Origin of the sequence: Polynucleobacter aenigmaticus (genome assembly GCF_002206635.1) — a bacterium.
GTDB lineage: Bacteria > Pseudomonadota > Gammaproteobacteria > Burkholderiales > Burkholderiaceae > Polynucleobacter > Polynucleobacter aenigmaticus.
Window position 1 is genome coordinate 197,454 of the sequence record NZ_NGUO01000009.1, and the last position, 24,906, is coordinate 222,359.

The 24,906-nt window shown below is 45.8% G+C and carries 22 protein-coding genes and 1 tRNA gene; 16 read left to right on the top strand and 7 right to left on the bottom strand.

All coding sequences use genetic code 11. From position 1 onward, the window contains the following. Positions 1–5: 5 nt before the first annotated feature. The 3 genes from CBI30_RS06460 to CBI30_RS06470 are packed head-to-tail and all read right to left on the bottom strand — an operon-like array spanning position 6 to position 2,166. Positions 6–794 carry a UDP-2,3-diacylglucosamine diphosphatase gene (locus CBI30_RS06460; protein WP_088527483.1) on the bottom strand — a complete coding sequence of 263 codons (789 nt, stop codon included), beginning with the start codon at positions 792–794 and terminating at the stop codon, positions 6–8. Then, on the bottom strand, positions 791–1,294 hold the full coding sequence (locus tag CBI30_RS06465; protein ID WP_088527484.1) for a peptidylprolyl isomerase: 504 nt from the start codon (positions 1,292–1,294) through the stop codon (positions 791–793). Before CBI30_RS06465 ends, CBI30_RS06460 begins: the two co-directional genes overlap by 4 nt. Positions 1,295–1,341: 47 nt before the next feature. Further along, positions 1,342–2,166 (bottom strand): tetratricopeptide repeat protein, encoded by an 825-nt coding sequence (locus CBI30_RS06470; RefSeq protein WP_088527485.1) that lies wholly within the window; start codon positions 2,164–2,166, stop codon positions 1,342–1,344. 59 nt (positions 2,167–2,225) lie between these two features. Between CBI30_RS06470 and cysS the strand changes: the two genes are divergently transcribed. The 11 genes from cysS (at position 2,226) to CBI30_RS06530 (ending at position 10,408) form a co-directional block, all read left to right on the top strand. Next, positions 2,226–3,647, top strand: a complete 1,422-nt coding sequence (cysS, locus tag CBI30_RS06475; RefSeq protein ID WP_088527486.1) for a cysteine--tRNA ligase — start codon at positions 2,226–2,228, stop codon at positions 3,645–3,647. Between the two features lie 43 nt (positions 3,648–3,690). Next, positions 3,691–4,347: a DNA-3-methyladenine glycosylase family protein gene (locus CBI30_RS06480; protein ID WP_088527487.1), complete on the top strand. Its 657-nt coding sequence runs from the start codon at positions 3,691–3,693 to the stop codon at positions 4,345–4,347. A 9-nt stretch (positions 4,348–4,356) separates the two neighbouring features. Then, the gene (locus CBI30_RS06485) at positions 4,357–5,328 is read left to right on the top strand and encodes an acetyl-CoA carboxylase carboxyltransferase subunit alpha (protein WP_088527488.1); all 972 of its coding nucleotides are present in this window, start codon (positions 4,357–4,359) and stop codon (positions 5,326–5,328) included. Positions 5,329–5,338: 10 nt separating this feature from the next. Then, positions 5,339–6,613, top strand: a complete 1,275-nt coding sequence (gene tilS, locus CBI30_RS06490) for a tRNA lysidine(34) synthetase TilS (protein WP_240553518.1) — start codon at positions 5,339–5,341, stop codon at positions 6,611–6,613. A gap of 84 nt (positions 6,614–6,697) precedes the next feature. Beyond that, positions 6,698–7,948 (top strand): aspartate kinase, encoded by a 1,251-nt coding sequence (locus CBI30_RS06495; protein WP_088527490.1) that lies wholly within the window; start codon positions 6,698–6,700, stop codon positions 7,946–7,948. 90 nt (positions 7,949–8,038) lie between these two features. Then, a tRNA-Ser gene (locus CBI30_RS06500) sits at positions 8,039–8,133 on the top strand. Positions 8,134–8,568: 435 nt separating this feature from the next. Then, positions 8,569–8,865, top strand: coding sequence for a hypothetical protein (locus CBI30_RS06510; RefSeq protein ID WP_088527492.1), 297 nt, complete (start codon positions 8,569–8,571; stop codon positions 8,863–8,865). A gap of 46 nt (positions 8,866–8,911) precedes the next feature. Next, entirely contained in the window at positions 8,912–9,373 is a 462-nt protein-coding gene (locus CBI30_RS06515; protein ID WP_169711254.1) for a Smr/MutS family protein, read from the top strand. Between the two features lie 43 nt (positions 9,374–9,416). After that, complete coding sequence (locus CBI30_RS06520) at positions 9,417–9,752, top strand: ElaB/YgaM/YqjD family protein (RefSeq protein WP_088527494.1); 336 nt, start codon at positions 9,417–9,419, stop codon at positions 9,750–9,752. Positions 9,753–9,758: 6 nt separating this feature from the next. Then, positions 9,759–10,130, top strand: a complete 372-nt coding sequence (locus tag CBI30_RS06525; RefSeq protein WP_088527495.1) for a phage holin family protein — start codon at positions 9,759–9,761, stop codon at positions 10,128–10,130. Next, positions 10,127–10,408, top strand: coding sequence for a YqjK family protein (locus CBI30_RS06530; protein WP_088527496.1), 282 nt, complete (start codon positions 10,127–10,129; stop codon positions 10,406–10,408). The genes CBI30_RS06525 and CBI30_RS06530 overlap by 4 nt, the downstream gene beginning before the upstream one ends. Positions 10,409–10,417: 9 nt before the next feature. On the opposite strand, the gene CBI30_RS06535 is transcribed toward CBI30_RS06530, so the two are convergent. Next, a complete protein-coding gene (locus CBI30_RS06535; RefSeq protein ID WP_088527497.1) occupies positions 10,418–10,936 on the bottom strand; it encodes an adenine phosphoribosyltransferase in 519 nt (172 codons plus the stop codon). 11 nt (positions 10,937–10,947) lie between these two features. On the opposite strand from CBI30_RS06535, the gene CBI30_RS06540 reads away from it, so the two are divergent. Next, on the top strand, positions 10,948–11,511 hold the full coding sequence (locus tag CBI30_RS06540) for a phosphorylase family protein (RefSeq protein WP_169711255.1): 564 nt from the start codon (positions 10,948–10,950) through the stop codon (positions 11,509–11,511). Positions 11,512–11,538: 27 nt separating this feature from the next. Then, the gene (locus CBI30_RS06545) at positions 11,539–13,206 is read left to right on the top strand and encodes an AMP-binding protein (RefSeq protein WP_169711256.1); all 1,668 of its coding nucleotides are present in this window, start codon (positions 11,539–11,541) and stop codon (positions 13,204–13,206) included. A gap of 7 nt (positions 13,207–13,213) precedes the next feature. Here CBI30_RS06545 and CBI30_RS06550 read toward each other — a convergent pair whose 3' ends face one another. Genes CBI30_RS06550 through CBI30_RS06560 form a run of 3 tightly spaced genes read right to left on the bottom strand, consistent with a single transcriptional unit; the run spans position 13,214 to position 16,011 of the window. Continuing rightward, positions 13,214–14,125, bottom strand: a complete 912-nt coding sequence (locus CBI30_RS06550) for a transporter (protein ID WP_206075587.1) — start codon at positions 14,123–14,125, stop codon at positions 13,214–13,216. A 4-nt stretch (positions 14,126–14,129) separates the two neighbouring features. Further along, complete coding sequence (locus tag CBI30_RS06555) at positions 14,130–14,669, bottom strand: hypothetical protein (RefSeq protein WP_088527500.1); 540 nt, start codon at positions 14,667–14,669, stop codon at positions 14,130–14,132. 40 nt (positions 14,670–14,709) lie between these two features. After that, positions 14,710–16,011 carry a peptidase U32 family protein gene (locus tag CBI30_RS06560; protein WP_088527501.1) on the bottom strand — a complete coding sequence of 434 codons (1,302 nt, stop codon included), beginning with the start codon at positions 16,009–16,011 and terminating at the stop codon, positions 14,710–14,712. 227 nt (positions 16,012–16,238) lie between these two features. Between CBI30_RS06560 and CBI30_RS06565 the strand changes: the two genes are divergently transcribed. The 3 genes from CBI30_RS06565 to CBI30_RS06575 all read left to right on the top strand — a co-directional run. Beyond that, positions 16,239–16,823 (top strand): hypothetical protein, encoded by a 585-nt coding sequence (locus CBI30_RS06565; protein WP_088527502.1) that lies wholly within the window; start codon positions 16,239–16,241, stop codon positions 16,821–16,823. Between the two features lie 593 nt (positions 16,824–17,416). After that, positions 17,417–19,138 (top strand): ShlB/FhaC/HecB family hemolysin secretion/activation protein, encoded by a 1,722-nt coding sequence (locus CBI30_RS06570; RefSeq protein ID WP_161492279.1) that lies wholly within the window; start codon positions 17,417–17,419, stop codon positions 19,136–19,138. A gap of 30 nt (positions 19,139–19,168) precedes the next feature. After that, positions 19,169–24,906 (top strand): MBG domain-containing protein (locus tag CBI30_RS06575; RefSeq protein WP_099045778.1); only part of this gene is annotated, 5,738 nt, incomplete at its 3' end.

Genomic DNA, 24,906 nt, shown 5'->3' on the forward strand with positions numbered 1-24,906 from the left:
AGCTATTAAGCTTTGATCAAATCGGTGTAACGTACGCCGTTTTGATCAATCATCAAGGCGCTGGCTCTTGGCCTGACGGCCTCAGGGTGATCTAGATCCCAATCTGATAATACCCAGCGCTGCCATTCTTGATCTTGAAGGCGCTCTTGGTGATGAGCGGGCAGATGCGTATGCCCATGAATCAATTGATCTCCAGCTTGCTCTCTTAATACCGCGGCACATGCCGCGACAGTGACATCTGTTTTAGCGTGCGCCCCTTGTGGAGTAGATTTAATTGATCGCTGATACTTCACGCCACTATTACTGCGTAGATGATTTGCAATAGAACGACGCCATTGCAATGGCATCCTCAAAAATAATTTTTGAATCCACGGTTTACGCACCCAACTTCTGAAAACTTGATAGCCAATGTCGGCAGTACAGAGTGAGTCTCCATGACACAGAACATAGTCGCTACCAGCTAGCGTGATTTTGCTAGGATCTGGCATGAGGGTCATGCCGGTCCTACTTAAAAAATGAGTCCCAATCAAAAAGTCCCGGTTGCCATGCAGGTAATACGTCTTCACTTTGGTAGATAGGGTTGCTAGCGCACGCTGTACTTCTTGTTGAAAGGGTGAGTGAAGTGCCGCATCATCGCCAACCCAGTACTCAAAAAGGTCTCCCAAAATAAATACAGCATCTACCTTGGGGGCATCTTTTTCGCAAAAGTCAAAGAACCGTTGCGCCGTCAATGGCATTGACGGCGTTAGATGTAAATCGGAGATGAGCAGCGCGCTCGCATATTGCGGAATCATTCCTCGATGACACTTGCCTTTTCAATGACAACATCTTCAGCTGGCACGTCTTGATGAAAGCCAGTATTACCTGTTTTCACTTTGCGGATTACATCAACTACATCCTGACCACCAGTGACTTTTCCGAAAACAGCATAGCCCCAGCCTTGAGCATTGGGGGCTGTGTGGTTCAAGAAATCGTTGTCATTCACATTAATGAAAAATTGGGCGGTAGCTGAATGCGGATCGCTAGTGCGGGCCATTGCAACGGTGCCACGCTCATTCTTGAGGCCATTGTTAGCTTCATTTTCAATTTGAGCGCCAGAAGTTTTTTCTTTCAGGCCAGCGGTCATTCCGCCACCTTGAACCATAAAGTTATCAATCACGCGATGAAAGATCGTGCCATCGTAGTGACCACTTTTAACGTACTGTAAAAAGTTTGCAACAGTCTTAGGAGCCTTAATAGCATCGAGGGTAAGGGTGATATCACCCTTGTTTGTTTTGAGTAGAACTTGAGTCATGATGAATTAACTTTCTGGTGAGTTAGTAGATAAAAACGGTAATGAAATTATTTTGAGTTGGTCGGAGTTGGTGCAACAGTCTTTTTGGGTGATTTCAGTATCTCCATTAATGCTTTTGCGCGATTCGTGTATTGACGTTGATTCAGCGCGGCATCTTTGGCTGCGTTGTCATAAGCTTGAGCGCCTAAGCGAATATAGACTTCACCTAAATTCGCTGAAGCCACTGTATAGCTAGGGCGTAATTTTAGGGCGAGCTCTAAATAGTCTCTTGCCTCGATCCAGTTTCCTTGGTTTGCAGCAAGTGCCGCTAAATTGTTGTAAGGCTCAGGTAGCTCTGGAAATTGCTGGGTAATTTCAATTAAAGTCTTTTTAGCCGCTTCCCACTGACGCATTTCAATTTGCATGCGCGCTTTAACGTAACGTAATTGCACATTACCTGGTGTTTTCTTCAGGCGCTGATTGATGAGGTCGATTGCATCAGGATATTTCTTGGCTTTTACTAGCTTTTCGATATCAGACGGCACTCCATTTTTCGTAACCGGATCTGGCTCAATAATCAAAAACGATAAAAAAGGAACTGCTACAGAGTCTGATAACTCTGGATTGGACTGGTCGTATCCTGCATCATTCCCCGCAAGCCTTGGTGGGTCATTGGGACCATAGGATCCTAAATAAGGGGCTTGGGAGGCTTGTGTAGCTCCAGCAGGGACATTATTAAGAGCCTTGATTTCGGCGTCGGCTAACTGTTGGCCTGGGGTGCTACACCCAGCTAGGAGAAGAAGGGCAAAAATGGAGCTTAAGCCACCTGAGAGGGCTGGACGTAGTGAAAAATGGTTAGCTGGCATAGGGTGCGGGGTGAAAAACTGGCTCATTCGATATACTCAGCGCTCAGTCTAACAAATTGGCGCTACTTGCCACCTTTATAGCCCCTATGCTGCAAATCTATAACACCCTCAGTCGTTCAAAGCAGGCCTTTAAACCCATTGAGCCGGGTAAGGTGAAGATGTATGTCTGCGGTATGACCGTCTATGACTTTTGTCATATTGGACATGCCCGGGTCATGATTGTGTTTGATATGGTGGTTCGCTGGTTGCGAGCTAGCGGCTATGAGGTGGTTTATGTCCGCAATATCACCGATATTGATGACAAGATCATTAATCGCGCTATTAAAAATGGCGAGCCTATTTCCGCCCTGACGCAGCGCTTTATCGATGCCATGCATACCGACTCCGATGAGCTGGGATTGATGCATCCTGATCATGAGCCCCGTGCAACCGATTACATTGCGCAGATGCAGGGAATTATTGGCCGCTTGATAGAAAAAGAATTAGCTTATCAAGGCGAAGATGGCGATGTGAATTTTGCTGTTCGCTTATTTCCAGAATATGGTCGTCTTTCCGGGAAATCGTTAGATGAATTAAATGCAGGTGAGCGGGTTGCTGTTGGTGGTGGCAAGCGTGACCCTTTAGATTTTGTTTTATGGAAAAGCGCTAAAGCAGAAGAGCCGGCGGATACGCGTTGGAAATCTCCTTGGGGCGAAGGTCGTCCTGGATGGCATATTGAATGTTCAGCAATGTCCTGCGACTTGTTGGGTGAACATTTCGATATTCATGGTGGCGGTGCTGATTTGCAGTTCCCTCATCATGAGAATGAGATTGCCCAAAGTGAGGGCGTTTTATATGGTCAAGAGCATCAGGCTAGTGATGAGCCTTTTGTAAATTATTGGATGCACAACGGCCATATTCGGGTAAATGAAGAAAAGATGTCCAAGTCACTTGGCAATTTTTTCTTAATACGAGATGTTCTAAAGAGTTTCGATCCTGAGGTATTGCGCTTCTTTATTTTGCGTGCCCACTATCGCAGCCCTATTAACTATAGTGATGCGCAGCTCGAGGAAGCTCGTGCTGGATTACTACGTCTCTATACCGCTCTGGCACAAGTACCAATTAGCAATCAGCCTGTAGACGCCCATTCACCATGGGCTAAGCGCTTTGCGGATGCGATGAATGATGACTTCAATACACCTGAGGCAATTGCTACATTGTTTGATTTAGCAAGCGAAGTGAATCGTGCGCAGGGTGAAGAAAAGGCGCAACTAGCAAATACTTTAAAAGGACTTGCTGCTAGCTTAAACTTTTTGCAGCGTGATCCGACAGTATTTTTACAGGCAGGCTCTCGAGGTGGTGAAACAGATTTATCTGCTGAACATATTGAAGAGCAGATTGCAGCGCGTGTAGCGGCTAAGCAGTCAAAAGATTTTTCTAAAGCCGATTTGATTCGCAAAACATTGTTGGAGCAGGGCGTAGTATTAGAAGATAAACTTGGTGGCATTACCGAATGGCGTAGAAGTTAAATCTAGTAGTTGAGTCTAGTAATTAAGTGATTGAGAATGTATTTTGAGTAAAGTAGCAGAGCAATCGATTATTGAAGAAGTAGCCCCGGAGTATTGGGAGCAAGCTTGTACTGAGCTCACGAAGCAGGACCGCATTCTGAAGAAAATCATTCCTAAATACGGCTCTGGTTTTTTAATGACCCGTGGAGATGCTTTTACAACTTTAGCCAGAGCAATTGTTGGCCAGCAGATCTCAGTGGCCGCTGCCCAATCCGTCTGGAACAAAGTCCTCCTAGCTCTTAAAAAGAAAGTCACGCCCAAAAATATTCTTGCGCTCACCGTAGAAGAATTGCGCGGGGCCGGTTTATCGGGCCGTAAGGTGGAATACATCCGAGATTTGGCTGAACATTTTGTTTCTGGTCGTTTGCATGCTAATCAATGGAAAGGCATGGAAGATGAGGTCATCATCAAGGAATTGTGCGGAATTCGGGGAATTGGCCGCTGGACAGCGGAAATGTTTCTGATTTTCAATATGGTGAGACCTGATATTCTCCCTTTGGACGATGTCGGCCTCATTAAGGCGATTTCCCTCAATTACTTCAGTGGAGAGCCTGTCAGTAGGCATGAGGCCCGAGAAGTGGCTGCAAATTGGGCCCCTTGGAGGACGGTAGCAACCTGGTATATGTGGAGAAGTATCGACCCCATTCCCGTTGAATATTAAAATCAAGCTATGAAAACGACTTTCCTGGATTTTGAGCAGTCAATCGCTGAACTAGAGTCAAAGATTGAAGAGCTGCAATTTGTGCAAGATGAATCATCGGTGGATATCTCCGATGAGATCAAAACTCTGACTGAAAAAAGTCAACAACTGACTAAGGACGTTTATGCCAACTTAAGTCCTTGGCAAGTTTCACAAGTGGCACGTCATCCTCAGCGTCCCTATACATTGGATTATGTGGGTGCATTGTTCACTGATTTTCATGAGTTACATGGCGATCGTAATTTTGCAGATGATCAATCGATCGTTGCAGGTCTAGCGCGCTTTGAGAATCAGCCTTGTATGGTCATTGGACATCAAAAGGGTCGCGATACAAAAGAACGCGCCTTAAGAAACTTTGGCATGAGTCGACCAGAGGGTTATCGCAAGGCCATGCGCCTGATGCGTTTGGCGGAGAAATTTGCATTACCGGTATTTACTTTTGTTGATACCCCGGGTGCATTCCCAGGCATTGATGCAGAAGAGCGCAATCAATCTGAAGCGATTGGCCGCAACTTATATGTTCAAGCAGAGTTAGAGGTTCCTATTATTGCCACCATTATTGGTGAAGGCGGTTCTGGTGGTGCACTGGCGATCGCCATGGGTGACGTAGTGTTGATGTTGCAAAACTCTACCTACTCAGTGATTTCACCAGAAGGTTGCGCCTCTATCTTATGGAAGACTGCCGAAAAGGCGCCTGAAGCTGCTGAGCAACTAGGCCTCACTGCACAACGCTTAAAAACATTGGGCTTGATCGATAAGATCGTGGCTGAACCTACTGGTGGTGCCCATCGTGATTACGATGCGATGATGACAAGTATGCGTAAAGCTTTGGCCGAATCTCTTAAGACCTTCGATGGCATGAAAGTGGATGCGCTGCTCGAGCGTCGCCATGAACGCTTGATGAGCTATGGCAAGTTCAAGGAAATCGAAGCCAAGCCCTAAGCCTGCTCCAATGGCGGCCAAACGAATTGCGCTTGCCTTAAGTGGAGGGCTTGATTCGGTTGTGCTGCTCGATACTGTTTGCAAAGCAGTGCAAGCGAGTGATACTTCAAAACAATCAACAGAAGTTTGGGTATTTCACATTCATCACGGCTTGCAAAAGTCTGCCGATCAATGGCTCGAGTTTTGTGAAAAACTTGCCAAGAAATATCGCGCTCAATTTGATTTCCGCCTCCTACACTTTGCCGACAAAGCTCAAGGAAACATTGAGGCAAGAGCAAGAGCGGAGCGCTACGATGCCTTAACCGAACTTTGCATTGAGCATGATATTGAAATCTTATTGCTAGCACACCATCAGAATGACCAAGCTGAAACCATCCTATTGCAACTCTTGCGGGGTTCTGGTGTGGCTGGACTTGCTGGTATGCCGCAGCAACGCATCAACACTGCTGATGGTCAATCAATTACTCTGTGGCGCCCGCTATTAAATCAAAGCAGGGCTGATCTCGAAGTATATGCAAAAAAATATAAGCTCAAGTGGGTAGAAGATCCCAGCAATCAAAATACACGCTATCGTCGCAATGCTATTCGCAAAGAGATTATCCCTAGATTAGAAAAGATCCAGCCAGGAGCCATCTCCAATCTAGCTCGAAGTGCGGATTTACTGGCCCAATCGCAAGTGCTCCTCGATCGTTTGGCAAAACTTGATGGCAAAGACATTTTTCAGGGCGCTGGTCTAAAACTCAAGCCACTGTTAGCGCTAGCCAAGTTGGATAAACCGGCTGCCAATAACTTAATGCGATATTGGTTAAAGGTAAATAAGTTAGCAATGCCTTCTCAGGAGCGACTTGAGTCCTGGTGGAAAGATCTGATGGCGGTAAAGCAGGATTCCAGTTTGGAGTGGCAACATGACGAGGTCAGCATTCGTCTCTGGCGGGGTGTCTTGCAAGTGGCTAATTCTGCATTTGGCCATTGGATTTTCAAGGCCATCCCTCCACGTAGTAAGTTACTTGGATTGTCGTTAGCCTTGGTGAGCGAAGCTGAGCAGCGTGGTTTGGTCGAGCATAGGCAGCGCCAAGGGGCGGAAAAGATTCAAATCAAGCCCAAGACCCCGCGTAAAACCCTCAAGAACCTATTTCAGGAGTCTGATATGCCGCCCTGGGAGCGACAGGCGCCTCTGCTCTATATCAATGACGAACTTATTGCTGTGGCGGGGGTAGGGGTGAGTTATCCGCATTTGGTGTCCACTGGTAGGCGGGTGCTTCCCGAGTGGTCTGAGAAGCCATAGCGCAGGTATAAAACCCTGTAAAATAAGCCCCTTTTAGACCCTAGGGAATGTAATTCCCTGTAAATAGACAATACGACGGTTTTTATGGCTCTTATCGTTCATAAGTATGGTGGCACCTCAATGGGCTCAGTTGAGCGCATTCAGAATGTCGCTAAACGCGTTGCCAAGTGGATGCGTGCAGGCCACCAAGTGGTGGTTGTGCCTTCAGCCATGTCAGGCGAGACCAATCGCTTGCTAGGTTTAGCAAAGGATATTAATCCTGATGCAAATCCTCGTGAGCTAGATCAAATTGCTTCGACAGGTGAGCAGGTGAGTTCTGGCTTATTGGCCTTGGCATTACTTCGCGAAGGTGTTGATGCCGTAAGTTACGCTGGCTGGCAGGTAACAGTTCATACGGACTCCTCCTTTACGAAGGCCCGCATCAAGAGTATTGATGACCAAAAAATTCTTGCTGATCTCAATGCGGGACGTGCTGTAGTGGTTACAGGCTTTCAGGGCGTTGACCCTAATGGCAACATCACCACTTTAGGTCGTGGTGGATCTGATACATCTGCCGTTGCGATGGCTGCAGCCCTAAAGGCAGACGAGTGCTTAATCTACACCGATGTTGATGGCGTTTATACGACAGATCCCCGTGTTTGCGAAGATGCACGTCGCCTAGACAAGATTACCTTTGAAGAGATGCTGGAGATGGCAAGTCTTGGTTCGAAGGTATTGCAGATTCGTTCTGTGGAGTTTGCTGGTAAGTACAAAGTTAAAACCCGTGTTCTGTCTTCATTGACAGATCCGTTGATGCCCCTTGATCTAGAGATGAAGTCGGGCACCTTGATTACATTTGAAGAGGACAGCACTATGGAAGCCGCAGTTATTTCCGGCATCGCCTTTGCGCGTGATGAAGCAAAAATTACCGTTCTGGGGGTTCCTGACCGCCCAGGTATTGCCTATCAAATTTTGGGTCCGATTGCGGATGCGAATATTGATGTCGACATCATCATTCAGAATCAGTCCTTTGAGGGCAAAACGGACTTTACTTTCACGGTACCCCGGGCTGAATATCAGAAAGCGTTGGACTTACTCAAGAACAATGTCCAGGCCCATATTGAGGCTAAAGAAATTACTGGTGATCCAAAAGTCTCCAAGGTATCAGTGGTTGGCGTTGGAATGCGCTCCCATGTTGGGGTTGCCAGCAAGATGTTCCGCACTCTATCAGAGGAGGGCATCAATATCCTCATGATCTCCACCAGCGAAATCAAGATTTCTGTTGTGATTGATGAGAAATATATGGAGCTGGCGGTACGTGCTTTACATAAAGCTTTCGAGCTTGACCAGAAGTAAGAATACGCATTAAACGCTTTAAAACCGTAGTAAACCCCCTTGGCCAACGGAATCCGTTAAACTGTGGGGCGTTGTAAGGGCATCAAGTAGGGAGGCGTGGCCGAGCTGGTCGAAGGCACTCCCCTGCTAAGGGAGCATCTGCGCTAAAACGCGGATCGGAGGTTCGAATCCTCTCGCCTCCTCCAGAATTCTTCTGAATTCGACTGCTTGTGCCATTGCTACACATAACTAAGCCCCTTCACCGGGGCTTTTTTATTGCCTATTGCACGGCTAGCAAATGCTGATTACATCCTAGAAACATCTATTTCGATTTCAGCAATTTTCAGGCGTCACCAATTTACTCCATTATTTTTTATCCATATTGAATCATCTAATATATTTATTCATAAACTTCACAACTTCACAACTTCAGTGGTATAGTGTACACACAGGAGGTGAAATGAGAAAAGCAATACCAAAAACACATCAAGCTTTAGATTGGATAGGGAAGGGGTTAACCGCTGCTCAAGCCGCCAGGAAGATGGAAATATCAGAATCCAGCGTCTACGCTGCCCTTAGAAAAACAAGAGCAAAAGATTTAGGTTGTTGTCCAACGTGTGGTCACAAAATAAGGAAATAAAATGAAGAAGACTTTATTAGCAATTGCCTCAATCTCTGTAGCAGCATTTGCTTATGCCAATACGTCATCGGATTCCTCGGCATTGGTGAGCGAGCAATGCAAGATTTCAGCTGAAGCTGTTTCCACATTGAAGGGTTTGCGCTATGGCAATACATCTATACGTAAGGATGTAGCCGGATTGATTAATCTGAATTTAAAAGTGCAAGAGAATAAAGAGGCAGCTCAAATGACCTTAAACCGTATGGTTGATGATCAGGTGAATTCAGCATCCGCTTTGGAAGCAAAGTATTGCTCTTAATGTTGCAATAAATGGGTTGTTACCCAATCATCTGTGAAGGCGTGTGATGACCCATTCATTTGAGTGTCCAGAGTGTGGCAATCCCAGGGGAATGCTTGGGGAGTGTCGTCAGTGCGGCAGCGAAGCGCTCCCATTACCTCATGGCGACACCTTGGTGCTGAATCTGAAATTCGATAATCCAAGTGCTGAAGAGGCTTTGGAAAGATTAACTATTGCGTTGCGACGAGCATCGGAAGTTGGTATTAAGGCGATGATATTAATTCATGGCTATGGAGCAAGTGGCGAGGGTGGAAAGATCAAATGGGCTGTACATGACGCCCTTGAAAATAACTATTTCTCAGATCGTGTTGATGAGTATCATTTTGGTGAGCAGACTGCATTTGGTAGCGATGCCTATCACGCTCTTTTAAGAAGAAGGCCTGGATTAAAGGCGCATCTCAAGCATTTTAAGGAAGGTAATGCGGGAATGACTGTTTTATTACTGGGTTCCCAGTCTAGAATTGCTTAGAATGGACCTGTAGCAATCAATTTTGCAATAGCAGGGAGTGCCAATGACTACTAAAAAACCAATCACAACGCATGATGAAGTGCAGACCAATTCTGAGCAGTTAATTGGCGATTTCAAGGCCCTGATGGCAGATGCACAGGCTTTGATTACGGCAACAGCTGGCCATGAAGATGGCGCGCTTGGCGCGATTCGTACCAAGGCGCTTGATACTCTAAGTAATGCCAAAGAAAGCCTCTCTTCGATTGAGGGCACCTTGGTTGACAAGGCTAAAGTGGTTGCAGAGGGTGCTGATGATTTCGTGCATCGCAACCCTTGGGAGGCTGTAGGGGTTGCTGCCGGACTAGGTTTATTAATCGGCCTTTTCATCCGTCGTCGCTAGGCACTCATGTCTCAAGAAAATCTTTTATCTTCTTTAAAACACCTGGTTTCTACTGGGGCTTCGATTGCACAGACTCGCTTAGAGTTGATTTCCACTGACGTGCAGATCGCACGCACTAAGTTTCTGAGTCTTTTCGTGATGGTGATCTTTACCTTATTTTTCTTATTTTTTGGTCTGGTAATGCTAGCTTTGCTCATCGTGATCTACAGCTGGGAGGGCGATCGTATGCTGGCACTTGGCTTACTTACTAGCAGCTTCTTGGGGGTTGGCTTCATTCTGGCACTTGTGGTTTTGCATTCACTAAAGACCATGCCTAAATTATTCGAAGCAACTATTGCTGAGTTGGCTAAGGATCGCCAGGAACTTACCAAGCGATGAGTCGTACCCTAGCTGATCTACAAGCAAGACAAAAAGTGCTGCAAGATCGTGCAGCGCAAGAGCGCGCTGATTTTGCATTGCATTTCGAGCCTATTGAAAAGCCCTTGTCTTGGGCTGATAAAGGGATCGATGCTTTCAATTTTATGAAGAGTAGCCCGATTTTATGGACTAGTGCATTTGCTGTACTAGTGCACTACAAGCCAAAATTAGCCAGTAAAGTGCTAGCAGTAGGTTGGGGCACCATGAAGCTGCTGAAAAGCGCTAAAAACCTGCTGTAACTTGTCGGCCTAGGCGACTAAGACCGACTTATTGGCAATTCCTTTTTGATTAAGGATCTCGCCACCATTCAAGCCTGCAATCTCTAAAAACGTTAAGGCACCAGCAACTTGAAAACCTGCTTTTTTGAGTAATTGACAAGCTGCGATGATGGTTCCGCCAGTAGCCAATACATCATCGACTATTAACACTCGTGCGCCCTGAGGTAGGGTAGATTGCTGTATCTCGAGGGAGTCTGAGCCGTATTCCAGCCCGTAGGATTCTCGATGGCTAGCCAAGGGTAGCTTATTGGGTTTTCGGGCTAATGCAAGGCCTTTATGGGCTTGATGCGCCAGAGCCGCACCAAAGATAAAGCCACGTGATTCAATGCCTAAAATATGGCTATAGTCGAACTGCTTAGCCAAGGATTCTAGCTGCAAGATGGCCTCCTTGAATGCAGTTGGATTGGCTAAAAGGGGGGAGATATCCCTAAAGAGGATTCCTGGCTTAGGAAAGTCGGGGACTCCGGGTAGATAATCTAATAAATTCATTATTGGCTGACATGAAAACACAATTACTGATTATTACCGCATTAGAGTCCGAGCTTGATAAAAGCATATTACCGGCTGGCATCGGTATTGTGTATTCGGGAGTTGGCAAGATTAACGCAACTGCGGCCACCATTCAGGCTATTCATGAGCTTCAACCCCGACGGATTGTGAACTTTGGCACTGTAGGAAAAATTAATCCCGCCCTGCATGGTTTATTGGAAATTGGCAAAGTCATACAGCGTGACATGATGACGGTGCCCCTAGCTCCTCGTGGGCAAACCCCTTTTTGCTCTAAACCATATGAATACCTATCCTTAGGCGGCGATCATATTTGCGGTACTGGTGATAGCTTTGTCACCGCGCATGATCCCTGGTTGGCATCTCAAGGTATTGATGTCGTGGATATGGAGTTATTTGCGATCGCCAATATTGCCCATCAATTCAATGTTCCGTGGCAATCATTTAAATACGTTTCCGACGATGCGAATGCAGACTCTGGAAATGAGTGGAAGCATCGCGTTAATCATGGTCAAGAACTCTATTTAGAAAAACTCAAAGAGTTGATGAGCGCCTGATCACAGTCCATTGATTAAGTCATTGATATGAACTCCCAGAAACCTTGGCTAAAAAACTATCTTGAGGGAGTACCTCATGAGATGGATTTAGCCGGTCATTCATCCATTGTGGAATTGCTAGAAGAATCTTTCAAAAAATATCCCGATCGCATTGCGCTCGAGTCGATGGGGCACAAAATTCGCTATCGTCAGCTCGATATTCTCTCGCAAGACTTTGCAGCCTATCTCCAAACCTTAGGTCTTGAAGCTGGCTCACGTATAGCCATCATGTTTCCAAATGTGCCGCAATACATCATTGCGATGCTGGGCACCCTCCGAGCTGGCTTTGCGGTTGTGAACATTAATCCGCTGTATACAGCCCGAGAGTTAGAGCATCAATTACGCGATAGTGGTGCGACCATATTAGTGATATTAGAAAACTTTGCTCATGTATATCAAGAGATCGCCAATCAAGCGCTTGTAAAAAAAGTGATTGTGAGTAGTTTGGGTGAAACCCTTGGGCCTAAGGGCGTCATCATCAATCTAGTAGCTCGCCATATTAAAAAACTCGTTCGGCAATGGAGCTTTCCTTGCATTAAATTGAATCAGGCTCTCAAAATTGGTTCTGGGCACGGCTTTAGTAAGCCAAATCTAGGCTTAGAAGATATTGCCTTCTTGCAATATACGGGCGGAACCACGGGGATTTCCAAAGGTGCAGTTCTCTTGCACCGGAATATATTAGCCAACATCATTCAAATTGAGTCTTGGCTGGAGCCCGCTCTACAACATCGCCATCTACAGCAACTCGTTTTTCTATGCGCTTTACCAATGACACATATTTTTGCGCTCACCGCCTGTGGATTGCTGGGAATGCGGAAGGGTGCTAAGTTAATTCTGGTTGCCAATCCCCGTGATATCACTGGTTTCATCAAGCTATTGATGAAGCATCCTGACATTAATATCTTTCCTGGTGTGAATACTTTATTTCATGCGCTAATACACCGACCAGAGTTCAAGGCGGTCAAACTGCCAAATCTTTTGGTCACCATCGGTGGAGGCATGGCGGTTCAAAAGAAGACTGCCGATCTCTGGCATAAGCTAACAGGTGTGCCGATTGCCCAGGGTTACGGTCTTTCAGAGACTTCGCCAGTAGTTTGCGTTAACACCCCATTTATAAAAGAATTCACGGGCTCCATTGGTATGCCAGTTCCCAGCACTGACGTAGTGATATTGGATGATGATGGAGTGGAAGTTCCCTTCGGCACGCCAGGAGAAATTTGCATTAAGGGCCCACAAGTGATGGCGGGCTACTGGAATAGACCCGAAGAGACCGGGCAATTTATTACCCCAGAAGGGTATTTTAAGTCTGGAGATATTGGCATCATGAATTCCGAAGGCTATGTACAGATTGTGGATCGCAAGAAAGACATGATTGTGGTTGCCGGTTTTAAAGTATTTCCCAATGAGATTGAGGAAGTGATCTCATTAATGCCCGGAGTTAGAGAGTGCGCTGTAATTGGATTGCCGCACCGTAAGCTGGGGGAGATCGTGAAGGCCTATATCGTCAAAGACAAAACAGACTTAACTGAGGCGCAAGTCATTCAGTTTTGCAAAGAGCAATTGCCGAGTTATAAGCGTCCCAGGAAAATTGCCTTTATTGATGAAATGCCAAAATCCAATGTAGGTAAAATTGTGCGCCGCCATCTGCGCGGTTGATAAAAAACTACAGGCCACCGCCAAAGCGGTATTGCCAAGAAATCCCATAGAGGTCGTAACTATTGTTTGTTCGAGAGTAAGCACCAGTACTCGCTGACAGCCTAATGGAGTTATGTTTATTCACCGGGTAAGACATCGTGCTGCCATAGCGCCAATTTTCTTGACTTCCGGAAATGGGATTGCCATTGAGGTAGGACTGACCACCTGTAAAGTAAGTCGCATCCACTGAAATCCAAGCTGTATTCTCAAAATAGTAAATTGCATGGCCTTGACGCGTGTAGACGGGATTTTGTGAGAGGGTATTTCCACCCATAAAGTCGGTATTGCTGGTGTAAAAAATTCCAGCGCCAGCAAGCTCAAATCGCCATGGGCCAATTGCCTTTGAGATTCCAATGCCTGGTTGCACAAACCATCGGTTGGCTCCGACATTAATGATTTGTTCGTCGTTATATTTGCCCCAAGGGGCCGATGCTGCGACACTTACGCCAATGATGATATCTTGTTGGTAATCTTTAAATTGATCCAGCGTGAGCGCAGGAGCGCCGTATAAATTGACTGAGGCTTTAATCACTGGGTCGGATAAGCCTTCGGCGCTAGCATTTAAGGAGTTGCCCCCAATAGTGCTTGATTTATTTAGTCGACCATAGGGCAGCACCAAGGTAATTTTTCCTGATTGTCCAGCTACGTCAATAATGTGAGTCAGGCTCATTACTTCACTAGTGAGGGTGTAATTACCGCTCTTGGCCTGAACAATGCCGGCACTTAGGAAATTAATACCAATTGGTGCATTGGAATAAGTACGCGCCTCAATCTCCTGAGCATACGATGGCGATATCAAGAGGGTGGTTGATCCAAATAGCAGTCCAAAGGCTATCAAAGCCCCATCCAAAAAACGCGATGACAGATTGGGGCGATTCAAAACTTTATTTGCTAGATTGAGATTTGTTGCCAAATAGAATCTCTAGCGTCGCCGTGCTACCGATAGCTAATTTAAGACCCACTAGTAATAAATAAGGCCAGACGATTAGCCAATAGACAATCGACATGGCCACGACATGAAGTGGGTTGGATCTGCCAAAGTCAGCCAATGAGGATATGAACCCCTTGCCATGGATCAGTCCATGAGTCCCAGCTTCAAGGTAATTTAATCCTACTACAACTAACAGATAAACAAGGGACTCTAGGATGAGGGAAGTCACAATCCCATTCTTTGCATTTACCTTAATTGGAATGATGGCTTGTCCGACCAACATAAATTTAGCGCAGAAAACTGCTTTAATTAAGGCAAAACCAAAGATGGATAAAGGAATAGGCCTTTCATCTAAGGATGTTGCCCCTAGAAACGCTAGGGCGCAAAACCATATCCCAAAATATATTGAGAGTTGGAGGGCTTTGGTGAGCTCCTCCTTAGCCTTTGTTTTAAAGCTAGGAGAATTTTTTTTGGGCGCCTGAATATTATTCATTGGTAGATTCTAAAAAAGACTTGGAATTGGTTTCGATGGCCTAGCAGTTGCTGCACGAACTTGCTGCCTCAACAGGGGCGGGCTCATTGGTATAGCGAGCAATAAATGCATGCTGACTCTTAAGTGGTAGATTGATCCAAACAAAGTGGCCTGATCCAGGGGCAACATCGATTGGCTCGCCCTTAAGATTCCACATCGCATCTAAGACCATATCTTGATTGCCTTCTGGCTCAATGATTTCTAACTTATCGCCAATAGAAAAGCGATTCTTGACATCTACCTTAACGCGGCCTGAAGCCTCATCAATCTCTAAGGTTTCAGCAACATAGAGGCTTCTACCAGACAGAGAGTGGCCGCGCATATAGAGTTGATACTCTTTATCGTGGTGACGTTCATAAAAGCCATCGGTATAGCCGCGATTAGCTAGGCCTTCAAGGTTGCCAATGAGGGACATATTCATTGGGCGACCAGCAACTGCATCATCAATCGCCGTACGATAGGACTGGCAAGTACGAGATACGTAATAAGGAGACTTGGTGCGACCCTCAATCTTGAATGAGTCCACACCCATCTTAGTTAATCTATCAATATGCTCAATAGCACGAAGATCTTTGGAGTTCATGATGTAGGTGCCATGTTCATCTTCTTCCATGGGCATCAAATCATCGGGTCTTCTGGCCTCTTGCAGCAAAACTACATCACCACTTGTATTTTGTTGGCCAGGCTTTACTTTGTAATCCCAGCGACAAGCATTAGTGCAGGCGCCTTGGTTTGAATCTCGATGAGACATATAGCCAGATAAAAGGCAGCGACCTGAGTAGGCAATACATAAAGCGCCGTGAACAAAGACTTCCAATTCCATTTCTGGGCAGTCTTGACGGACCTCTTCGATTTCATCAAAGGAGAGCTCGCGTGACAAAATGACGCGGCTAATACCAACGGAGCGCCAAAATTTAGCAGCAGCGCCATTCACAGTATTCGCTTGTACTGATAAATGAATCGGCATATCTGGCCAAGCTTCTCTGGCCATCATGATCAGGCCTGGATCGGACATGATGATTGCATCCGGCTTCAATGCAATGACTGGATCCATATCCTTAATATAGGTGCGTGTCTTGCCACCATGGGGTAATAAATTGGAGACAAGGTAAAACTTCTTGCCTAAAGTATGGGCGGTATCGATACCTTCTTTGAGGGTCTCTATTTTGCCGAAGTCGTTATTGCGTACCCGCAGCGAGTAACGCGGTTGGCCGGCATAAATCGCATCCGCACCAAAGTCGAATGCGGTGCGCAGCATACTGAGGCTGCCGGCTGGGGCTAGAAGTTCTGGAATCTTGGTCATAGGGGGCTATTTTAGTGAATACAGGTAATCTTGCTTGATTTGTGATATTCCTAGGCTCTGGAGCCTGCTGGACCTAGGTTAATCCACTCATTAGAGGCTAAGGATCGGGTAATCAAGAGTATCCTACGGGGTCTGTGGCGAGCATTGTAAAAAAATGAACGGGAGCCTTCCATTGGACTTTCCACATTAAATTGAAGGCACTTATTAAAGAATGCAGAAAGAACGTAATGACAAAACTGACATCCAAACCTATCCTTAAAAAAGCGAGCGGTATTCTGGCTCAAGAGTTTGCTATACCCAAAGACATCGCCTGGGCTTGGGTCACTTTGTTGCTGTCACAAGAAGAGCAGAAGCGCGATAGTGAAGAAAAGCGCTATAGCCGCATTGCAGAATTCGAAGCTTGGATTTTGGAATTAAACCTTCCTGTCGACCCGAAAAATCCTGGTACCGGTGCAGTCAGTCCAGAGGCTGTAAAAAATTCAGCAAGAAATGTCTTTGAATGGCCTCATGAATACATCTTTGAAGAGCCAGTAGCGCCAAATCATCCTGATTCAAAGGTCACTTATGGCGATACGATCACCAAGCCGATTTTGGACGCAGTCAAAGATGCCGGCGGATCCGATGATCGTGCTGCACTAATTGCCATCTTAGAGGGTTACGCAAAAGATGGCAAAGAGCCGTTTGCCGATGTCACCCCAGAAGGCATTGAATGGAAGGGAAGTGCTTGGTCGCAAGGGGATAAATACAATCTTCTCACCATCAAGACGCTGAATAACCGCTTGGCCAATCTTCGTAAAAAGGGATTGATCTAAGCTCAATCGCTTCATCAGAGATGCAAAAAACCACCTAAAAAAAATGATCTGATCCACAAAAGGTGGTTTTCTTGTGTCTGGCTTCTCAATCTGGGCTCGAACCAGAGACCTATGAATTGACAGAGTATGTCAGATGCGATTTAACGCTGACGAATTCAACCCAACACATAATTAGGCGAGCAAGATTTGCTATATATCTATCGCTTATTGTCTGCTATGAAACCCATATCAGACACTCAAACGGGACTTTTTGAGGCTTCTGATTGGCAGAGGGCAGCCACAAGCGGTCGACCATTGATGCTAAAACACCCCATAGGGCACTCATTGGCACTTTATAGAAACATATTAAATTAACGGCACTCATTTTTTGAATTAAGGAGTATAATAATTACAGATTGAGGTTAATAATTGTTACAGTACTCGATTTTTTTTAACCCTACGTAACAGTCGTCCTCTCTAGCGAATTAGAGCAGGTCTCACCCCTTCCACACTTGTAACTACAGCCGTCCCGGATATTCGGTCACTACTTGACTGTAATGTTCCTGGAGGAGTGCGCTTACATTTTTACGGGTAAAAATTTAAATAAGGTTTTTTTGAATATTATTGCGCTGGGCTTGCTCGTGCCTGCAAAACGTAGCGCACTAATTGCTCTAGGCCTGTGCTGGATCTCGTTTAGCGTTTCATCTGCTCGGGCTCAAGCGCCTAGTGCAGGCTCTCTACAGCAAAATATTGATCAAGAGATCAACTCACAGCAACTCCCACCTAAATCGATTCAACCAATTATTCCCGCACGACGGGAATTAAAGCCAACTGGAGTTACCTTTACCCTCAAGAGGGTTGTTTATAAAGGCAACACGCTGCTCTCTAGCTCGCAGTTAGACGCAGTAGTTGCTCCATATCTAAATCAAAAACTCGATTACTCGAAGTTGCAAGCCCTTTCTTATGCCATTGAGAGCGCCTATAAAGATGCTGGCTATTTAGCTCGGGTTCGACTGCCTGAACAAGAGTTGCAAGATGGCACGCTTCATGTAGAAATTCAAGAGGCGATCTTTGGTAAAGCCAGAATCGAAGGAACGTCAGTACGTGTTTCGCCGGAGCAAATTATCACCATAATCGACGCCCAGCAACTAGCTGGACAGCCAATCAACATAGACCATTTAGATCGCGGGCTTTTATTGGCAGATGATTTGCCAGGGGTAACCGTAGGCGGTGTTCTGATACGCGGAACTTTGAAGGCTACTACTGACTTAGGTGTCAAGGTTGAGGATGAAAATCTGCTCTATGGCAGTGTTCTTATGGATAACACGGGACCAACCTCTACAGGATCTTTTAGGGTGCTTGGTAATGCAGGGATCAATAGTCCCGCGGGTATCGGCGACTTACTCTCGGCAACTTATCTTTACTCAGAGGGCTCAAACTACGGACGTTTAGCCTATACCGCCCCAGTCGGTAACGATGGTGTACGAGTAGGTATTAATGCCTCTACACTTGACTACAAAATCGTTTCTGGCACCTTCGCCCCCTTAGGTGGCTATGGTTCAGCCCAAACAATAGGGCTAGAAAGCTCATACCCTTTAATTCGTTCACGCTCCGCCAATCTTTATGTAAGCGCAAACGCAGACTATCGCCAATTTAGTAACAGTAGTTCTGGCACATTAATCAGTCAGTACAACGTCATGGATTATTCCGTGAGCATGTACGGTAATCGCTTTGATAGTTTTGCTGGTGGCGGTGCCAATACCGCCAGCCTAACTTTAGTTACTGGCAACGTTGACTTAGCAAACTCCCCAAACCAAGCTTCAGTAGCCAGTAGTACAGGTGCGCAAGGTAGCTTTACCAAAATTCGCTACAACGCTACTCGCAATCAATATCTCTTAGAGGACACCTCTTTATTTGGCAGCATTACTGGACAGCTCACCAATCAAAATTTAGACTCTTCTGAGCAGTTCTATCTAGGGGGAGCCTATGGGGTGCGGGCTTATCCAACAAGTGAGGGCGCCGGTAGCACGGGGCAACTCCTCACAGTAGAGCTACGTCAGAAGCTGCCTGAAAACATTGTTGCAGCACTGTTTTATGACTATGGGCGGCTCAATCAAAACGCTAATAACAATATTAATGGTGCCTCCTCAATTAACCAATATGCGCTGCAAGGTGCAGGTTTATCTCTTGGCTGGAGACCTGTCAAGGCGGCCTATTTAAATATCACCTATGCCCACCGCATCGGTACTAATCCCAATCCAACCTTAACGGGGAATGATCAGGACGGTACGCAAACCATTGATCGTTTTTGGTTGAGTGCGTCTTACGCTTTTTAATGTTGATACTTTGAAAAGTCGACCAACCCCATGAACAAAACATTTAATCTAGTATGGTCACATGTCTCTAATACCTATGTAGCGGTATCCGAGGCAGTTAAGTCAAAAGGGAAGGGTGTTTCAGGTTCTACTTTGATTGTTTCGACCTCTGCAGTTTTAGTAATGTTGCTCGGTGGTACTTTGACTCAAGCAGCTCCTCCGGCGCCTAATCAATTACCTACAGGCTCAGCAGTAGTGGGCGGTTCGGCAACGGTAGGCCAAGTTGGTGCTGTCATGCAGATCAACCAAGCTACTTCTAGAGCGGCAATTAATTGGCAGACTTTTAACGTAGGCTCTGCTGCAACGGTCAATATCGCTCAGCCTAATGCTTCTAGTGTCCTGTTAAATCGTGTTTTAGATACCAATGCCAGCCAAATCTTTGGCAAAGTTAACGCAAATGGTCAGGTCTATTTAGTCAATCCAAACGGGGTGTATTTTTCACCGTCAGCCTCAGTCAATGTTGGTGGATTTTTAGCGACTACGGCTAGCATCAGCACTTCTGACTTTATGTCTGGGTTAACAACTTTCTCAAATAATGGGGCAACAGGCTCAATTATCAATAATGGCAATTTAACGGCAATGCTCGGTGGCTACATTGCTTTGATGGCTCCAAGCGTAATTAATAATGGTGTGATCGTAGCGCAAATGGGCACAGTTGCTTTAGCAGCTGGTAGTGCTTATGAGCTGCAATTCGCGGGTAATACGCTTTCTAATGTACGAGTAACCGCATCTACGATCGATGCTTTTGTATCAAATGGCAATGCTATTTATGCTCCAGGTGGATTGATTATTCTCTCAGCTCAAGCGGCGCATGATATTAATAGCGGCATTGTTGGCAATATTGGCAATCTTGATGCTACAGGCCTTACAAGCAATGGCGGCGTTATTCGTCTTTCTGCCTCTTCAACGATCAATGCTGGCGGTGTCATTAAGGCTGATGCCGCACCAAACAGCGTAGGTAATGGCGGTAAAGTTGACATCATCGCTGATTTAACAAACTCCGTTAGCAAAACCAATGTTACTGGCACGATTACTGCTAAAGGCGGTGATTTAGGTGGTAATGGCGGACTAATTGATACTTCAGCTTCCCATGTCAATGTAGCAGATAGCGCAGTAGTAAATACTTTAGCTCCCAAAGGGGATGCTGGTACTTGGACTATTGATCCAACTGATTTCACAATTGCCGCTACAGGCGGAAATATTACTGGGACAGTCTTAGCCGCTCAATTAGCTGGCGGCAGCGTAAATATTATTTCATCCACAGGTTCACCTACCCAAGGCTCAGGCGATATTAACGTAAATGATACGGTTAGCTGGAGTGCAAATACTTTAGATTTAAAAGCGGCTCATAGCATCAACATAAACGCCCCAATGAATGCTTTGGGCTCTGCTAAATTAGTAATGACAACCTCAGCAGACAATGGTCTGGACACTTTTGTTGCTGGCGGTACTGTTAATACTGGCTTTAATGCAGATGGTACTTTTGCTGGCTCAGTAAATTTTGGTACACGCTCAGGAGCTGGTTTTTTAACCATCAACGGAAGTGATTACACGGTCATTAACAATTTTGGTTCGGCTGGAAGTAGCACTCTGGGTGATTTCCAAGCAATTGGTTCAACTGGAAACTACGCATTAGGGACTAACCTAGATGCTACTGGGATTTCCACGGGTGGGATTACCACTTACACAGGAATGTTCAATGGCCTTGGCCATACCATCACTGGCGTAAACATTACATCAGGTCTTGCGGCTGGCTTATTTAATACGGTTGGAGCTGGCTCTTACATACAAAACGTAGGATTGGTTGGCGGTCTTAATAAAGGCGCTGTTAATAGCGGAGGCTTGATCGGATGGAACTACGGCACCGTTTCTAACTCTTACAACACTGGAACTGTTTACTCTCTTAGCGGTGGGCAGGGCGGTTTAATTGGTCGCAATGAAACTGGTAGCGTTACAAATAGTTATGCCACTGGCAATGTTAATGGCGCTGTAAATACTGGTGGCTTGATCGGAATTAATAATTCTGGCTTAATTAAAAATGACTATGCAACTGGCGCAGTTACAAGTGCTGGCGCAAATGTTGGTGGTCTTGTTGGTAGTAGTACGACTGGTGACATTATTGATAGTTATGCAACAGGTAAAGTAATTGGTCAAACTAGTACCGGTGGTCTTTTGGGCGACGGTACTTCTGGAAAAGTGACGAATAGTCATGCAAATGGCGACGTTTCAGGCGCATCACAAACAGGTGGCTTAGTTGGCCATATTACCTCTGGACTTGTGAGCAAAAGTTATGCGACTGGTAACGTAAATGGCACAACTGATACTGGCGGCTTAATTGGAATGACTACTGCTGGTGGAGCTGATTCAAGTTATGCGACTGGCACAGTAATTGGTTCTACCGATACAGGCGGCTTAATTGCAAACTCTACTGGCCCTGTAACAAATTCATATGCGACTGGTAAAGTAACTGGTTCTGCTGGCTCTACTGGTGGCTTGATTGGTATTACTACTGGCACAGTTGCAAACAGCTATGCTTCTGGTCTAGTAAATTCTACTGGGGATGGCCTAACAGGAAATTCAACATCAACTACAACTAACAGCTACTTCAATGGCGATTTGAATACTAGCGATTATGGTAAGCCGCTGACATCAGCGCAAATGCTGGTTGGTGCTAATTATGTTGGTTTTGATATAACTAATGTAAGCGGTGGTGGTACAGCCACTAAATGGCTTAACTATGATGGCATAACTACTCCACTACTAACTTATTGGTTAACCCCAATTCAGGTTAGCTCAATTTACAGCGGTGCTCAGCCAGCTTCATTAAATAATCCGACTGGTTACACAACCAATATTGTAGTAACCGATCCATCCAAGCTCATTACTACCTCTGCTGGACTTACGCTCAGCAGTACACCTATTGCCGGGACTGAAGCAATTTCATTAAATGGTTTTGGAAGTACCCAGCAAGGCTACAACATTACTTATGGCACGAATTATCTTACTGGGACAGGGAGCCTTGCAAATGATTTAAATATCTCCGCGCCGATATATTGGACAACTGGAAATTTAATTCTCAATGCGCAAAACAATATTAACTTTAATGCGCTGTTAAGTAATTCAGCAGGCAATAGCAATGGTCTTATCACTGGAAGTACGGCAAAGTTAACCTTAAACTACGGCCTGTCAGCACCTGCCTCAAACAATCCATACGATTATGTCGTGAATAAGGTGATTAACTTACCTGGTGGACAGAATTTCACGACCACTTTGGGCTCTGATGGCATTACTAAAAACTATATGGTGGTTACAACATTGGGGGTGATTGTTGATGCTACAACTTCACCCACACTGACCACTTTACAAGGTATGGCCGCTACCTCAAACTTGGGCGGCAATTTTGTACTGGGTAATAACATCGATGCCTCTGCAACGGCAATTTATGGGTATAACGTTGGTGCAGGATTTGCGCCTATAGGGAAGACTGGAAGTCCATTTACCGGGTACTTCGATGGCCTGGGTCATACGATCGCTAATTTAAATCTAAATTTAGGTGCTACTGCAAATGCAGGCCTTTTTGGTTTGTTGTCTGGTGTCACTCGAATACAAAACGTGGGTATTGTTGGCGGCAATATCAATGGGGGCAGTCAAACTGGCAGCTTAGTTGGGTATAACGATTCTGGATTAATACGCAAAAGTTACAGCACTGCAAATGTAACTGGGGCCGCCTTTACAGGTGGCCTAGTAGGGCAAAACTTTTCAGGAAATATAGACAATAGTTATTCAACGGGCATTATTATTGGTGCGGCCTATACGGGCGGTTTAGTTGGTGGCGCAACAACCGGTAACGTTAGTAATAGCTATGCTACTGGCAGCGTTCATGGTGCCGCGGGTACAGGCGGCTTAGTCGGTACGATTACAACCGGTAATGTTAGTAATAGCTATGCTACTGGCAGCGTTCATGGTGCCGCTGGAGTAGGGGGCTTAGTCGGCACTATTACGGACGGTACGGTTTCCAATAGTTATGCTACAGGCAATATTCTTGGCGGCGCTGGAACGGGTGGCTTGGTGGGCACATCAACCGGACCCATAACCACCAGTTATGCGACTGGACAAGTAACGGGAACCATTGAAGGTGTAGTTGGAGCTGTCGGGGCGTTTGGGGTTGGGGGGCTTGTCGGAAGTACTACCGGCCCAGTTAATATTAGTTATGCCAGCGGTGCTGTATATGGAGGAACCGGGGTTGGTGGTCTGATAGGAGGGTCTACTGGCCTTACGCAAAATACATACGCTACAGGCTCCGTCACTGCCGATTGTTGTAATGCCGGAGGCTTGATTGGTGACACAACGGCGCCTATACAGAATAGTTATGCAACTGGTGTAGTAACCACCTCGGTTGCAGCATCAGCAACTACTGGTGCACTAGCTGGCACTAGCACAGTAGCCGATAGCAATAATTTTTACGGCTCCCAATCGAATCCAGGAATGCAGGGGGTAAGTGGAGCAGTTAAGGCCGGCGTCACCGGCATGACCACCGCAGACATGATGGTGCAGGCCAATTTCACATCCTCGACTGCGGCTAATAGCAACACAAACCCTGCCTGGGATTTTGCTAGCACCTGGATCATCCTGCCGGGGACAATGCCGTTCTTACAATATTTTATGAAGCCAATTACCATTACTGCTAATAGTGGCAATGCGGTTTATAGTGGGCTGACATATTCCGAAACTTCTACTTACTCAATTACGCCAACAGTTTTGTTGGGAACTCTTAGCTATAGCTATCTTAGTGGTGGTGTAACAACGACTTCAGCGAGTAATGCTGGTACTTATGTAGTAACCCCCAGCGGGATCTTATCTAATCAGCAATATTTAGTATCTTTTGTTGATGGCAATTTAACAATTACTCAAGCCCCCTTAACCATTACCGCTAACAACGCGACTAAGGTTTATGGCGATACAGCCACTTTAGGCACAACCGGATTTTCTACTGGTGGCTTAGTGAACGGTGAGCAGATTAGTAATGTAGCCCTAGCAAGCACGGGGGCAGTTAATACCGCTTCAGTTGCTTCTTATGGTGTAGCCGCAAGTGCTCCTACTGGCGGTGGTGCGTTCTTAGCTTCAAACTACAACACCACTTTTGTGGACGGCTCTTTGAGCGTTACTCCAGCTACATTGACTGTAACTGCCAATAACGCAACTAAGGTTTACGGTGCAGCAACTCCAACCCTGTCTAATACCATCACTGGCTATAAAAACGGTGAGAACATTTCAGTCGTAACAGGCTCAGCGACACCAACTACAACGACTACAGTAGCCAGCGGAGTTGGTGGCTCAGTATTGGTTGCTACTCCAGGTAACTTGGCTTCTGGCAACTATGTGTTTACCTACGCTAACGGTACTTTGAACATCACTCCTGCCGCTTTGAGCGTAACTACCGATGCTTCTACTAAGGTTTATGGTGCAGCTTTACCGACTTTCTCAAGCACTGTAGTTGGCTTGGTAAACGGTGACACTACTTCTGCTCCGACTTACACCTCTACTGGTTCTGCTTCTAGCGCTGTAGGTACTTATTCAGTAACAACGGCTTTGACTGCTAGTGCAAACTACACAGTATCTTTTGTGGCAGGCAACTTGACTGTGACTAAAGCAACATTGACTGCGACTGCGGCTGATGCAACTAAAGTGTACGGGGATGCTAATCCAGCTCTGACAGTCGGCTTGACTGG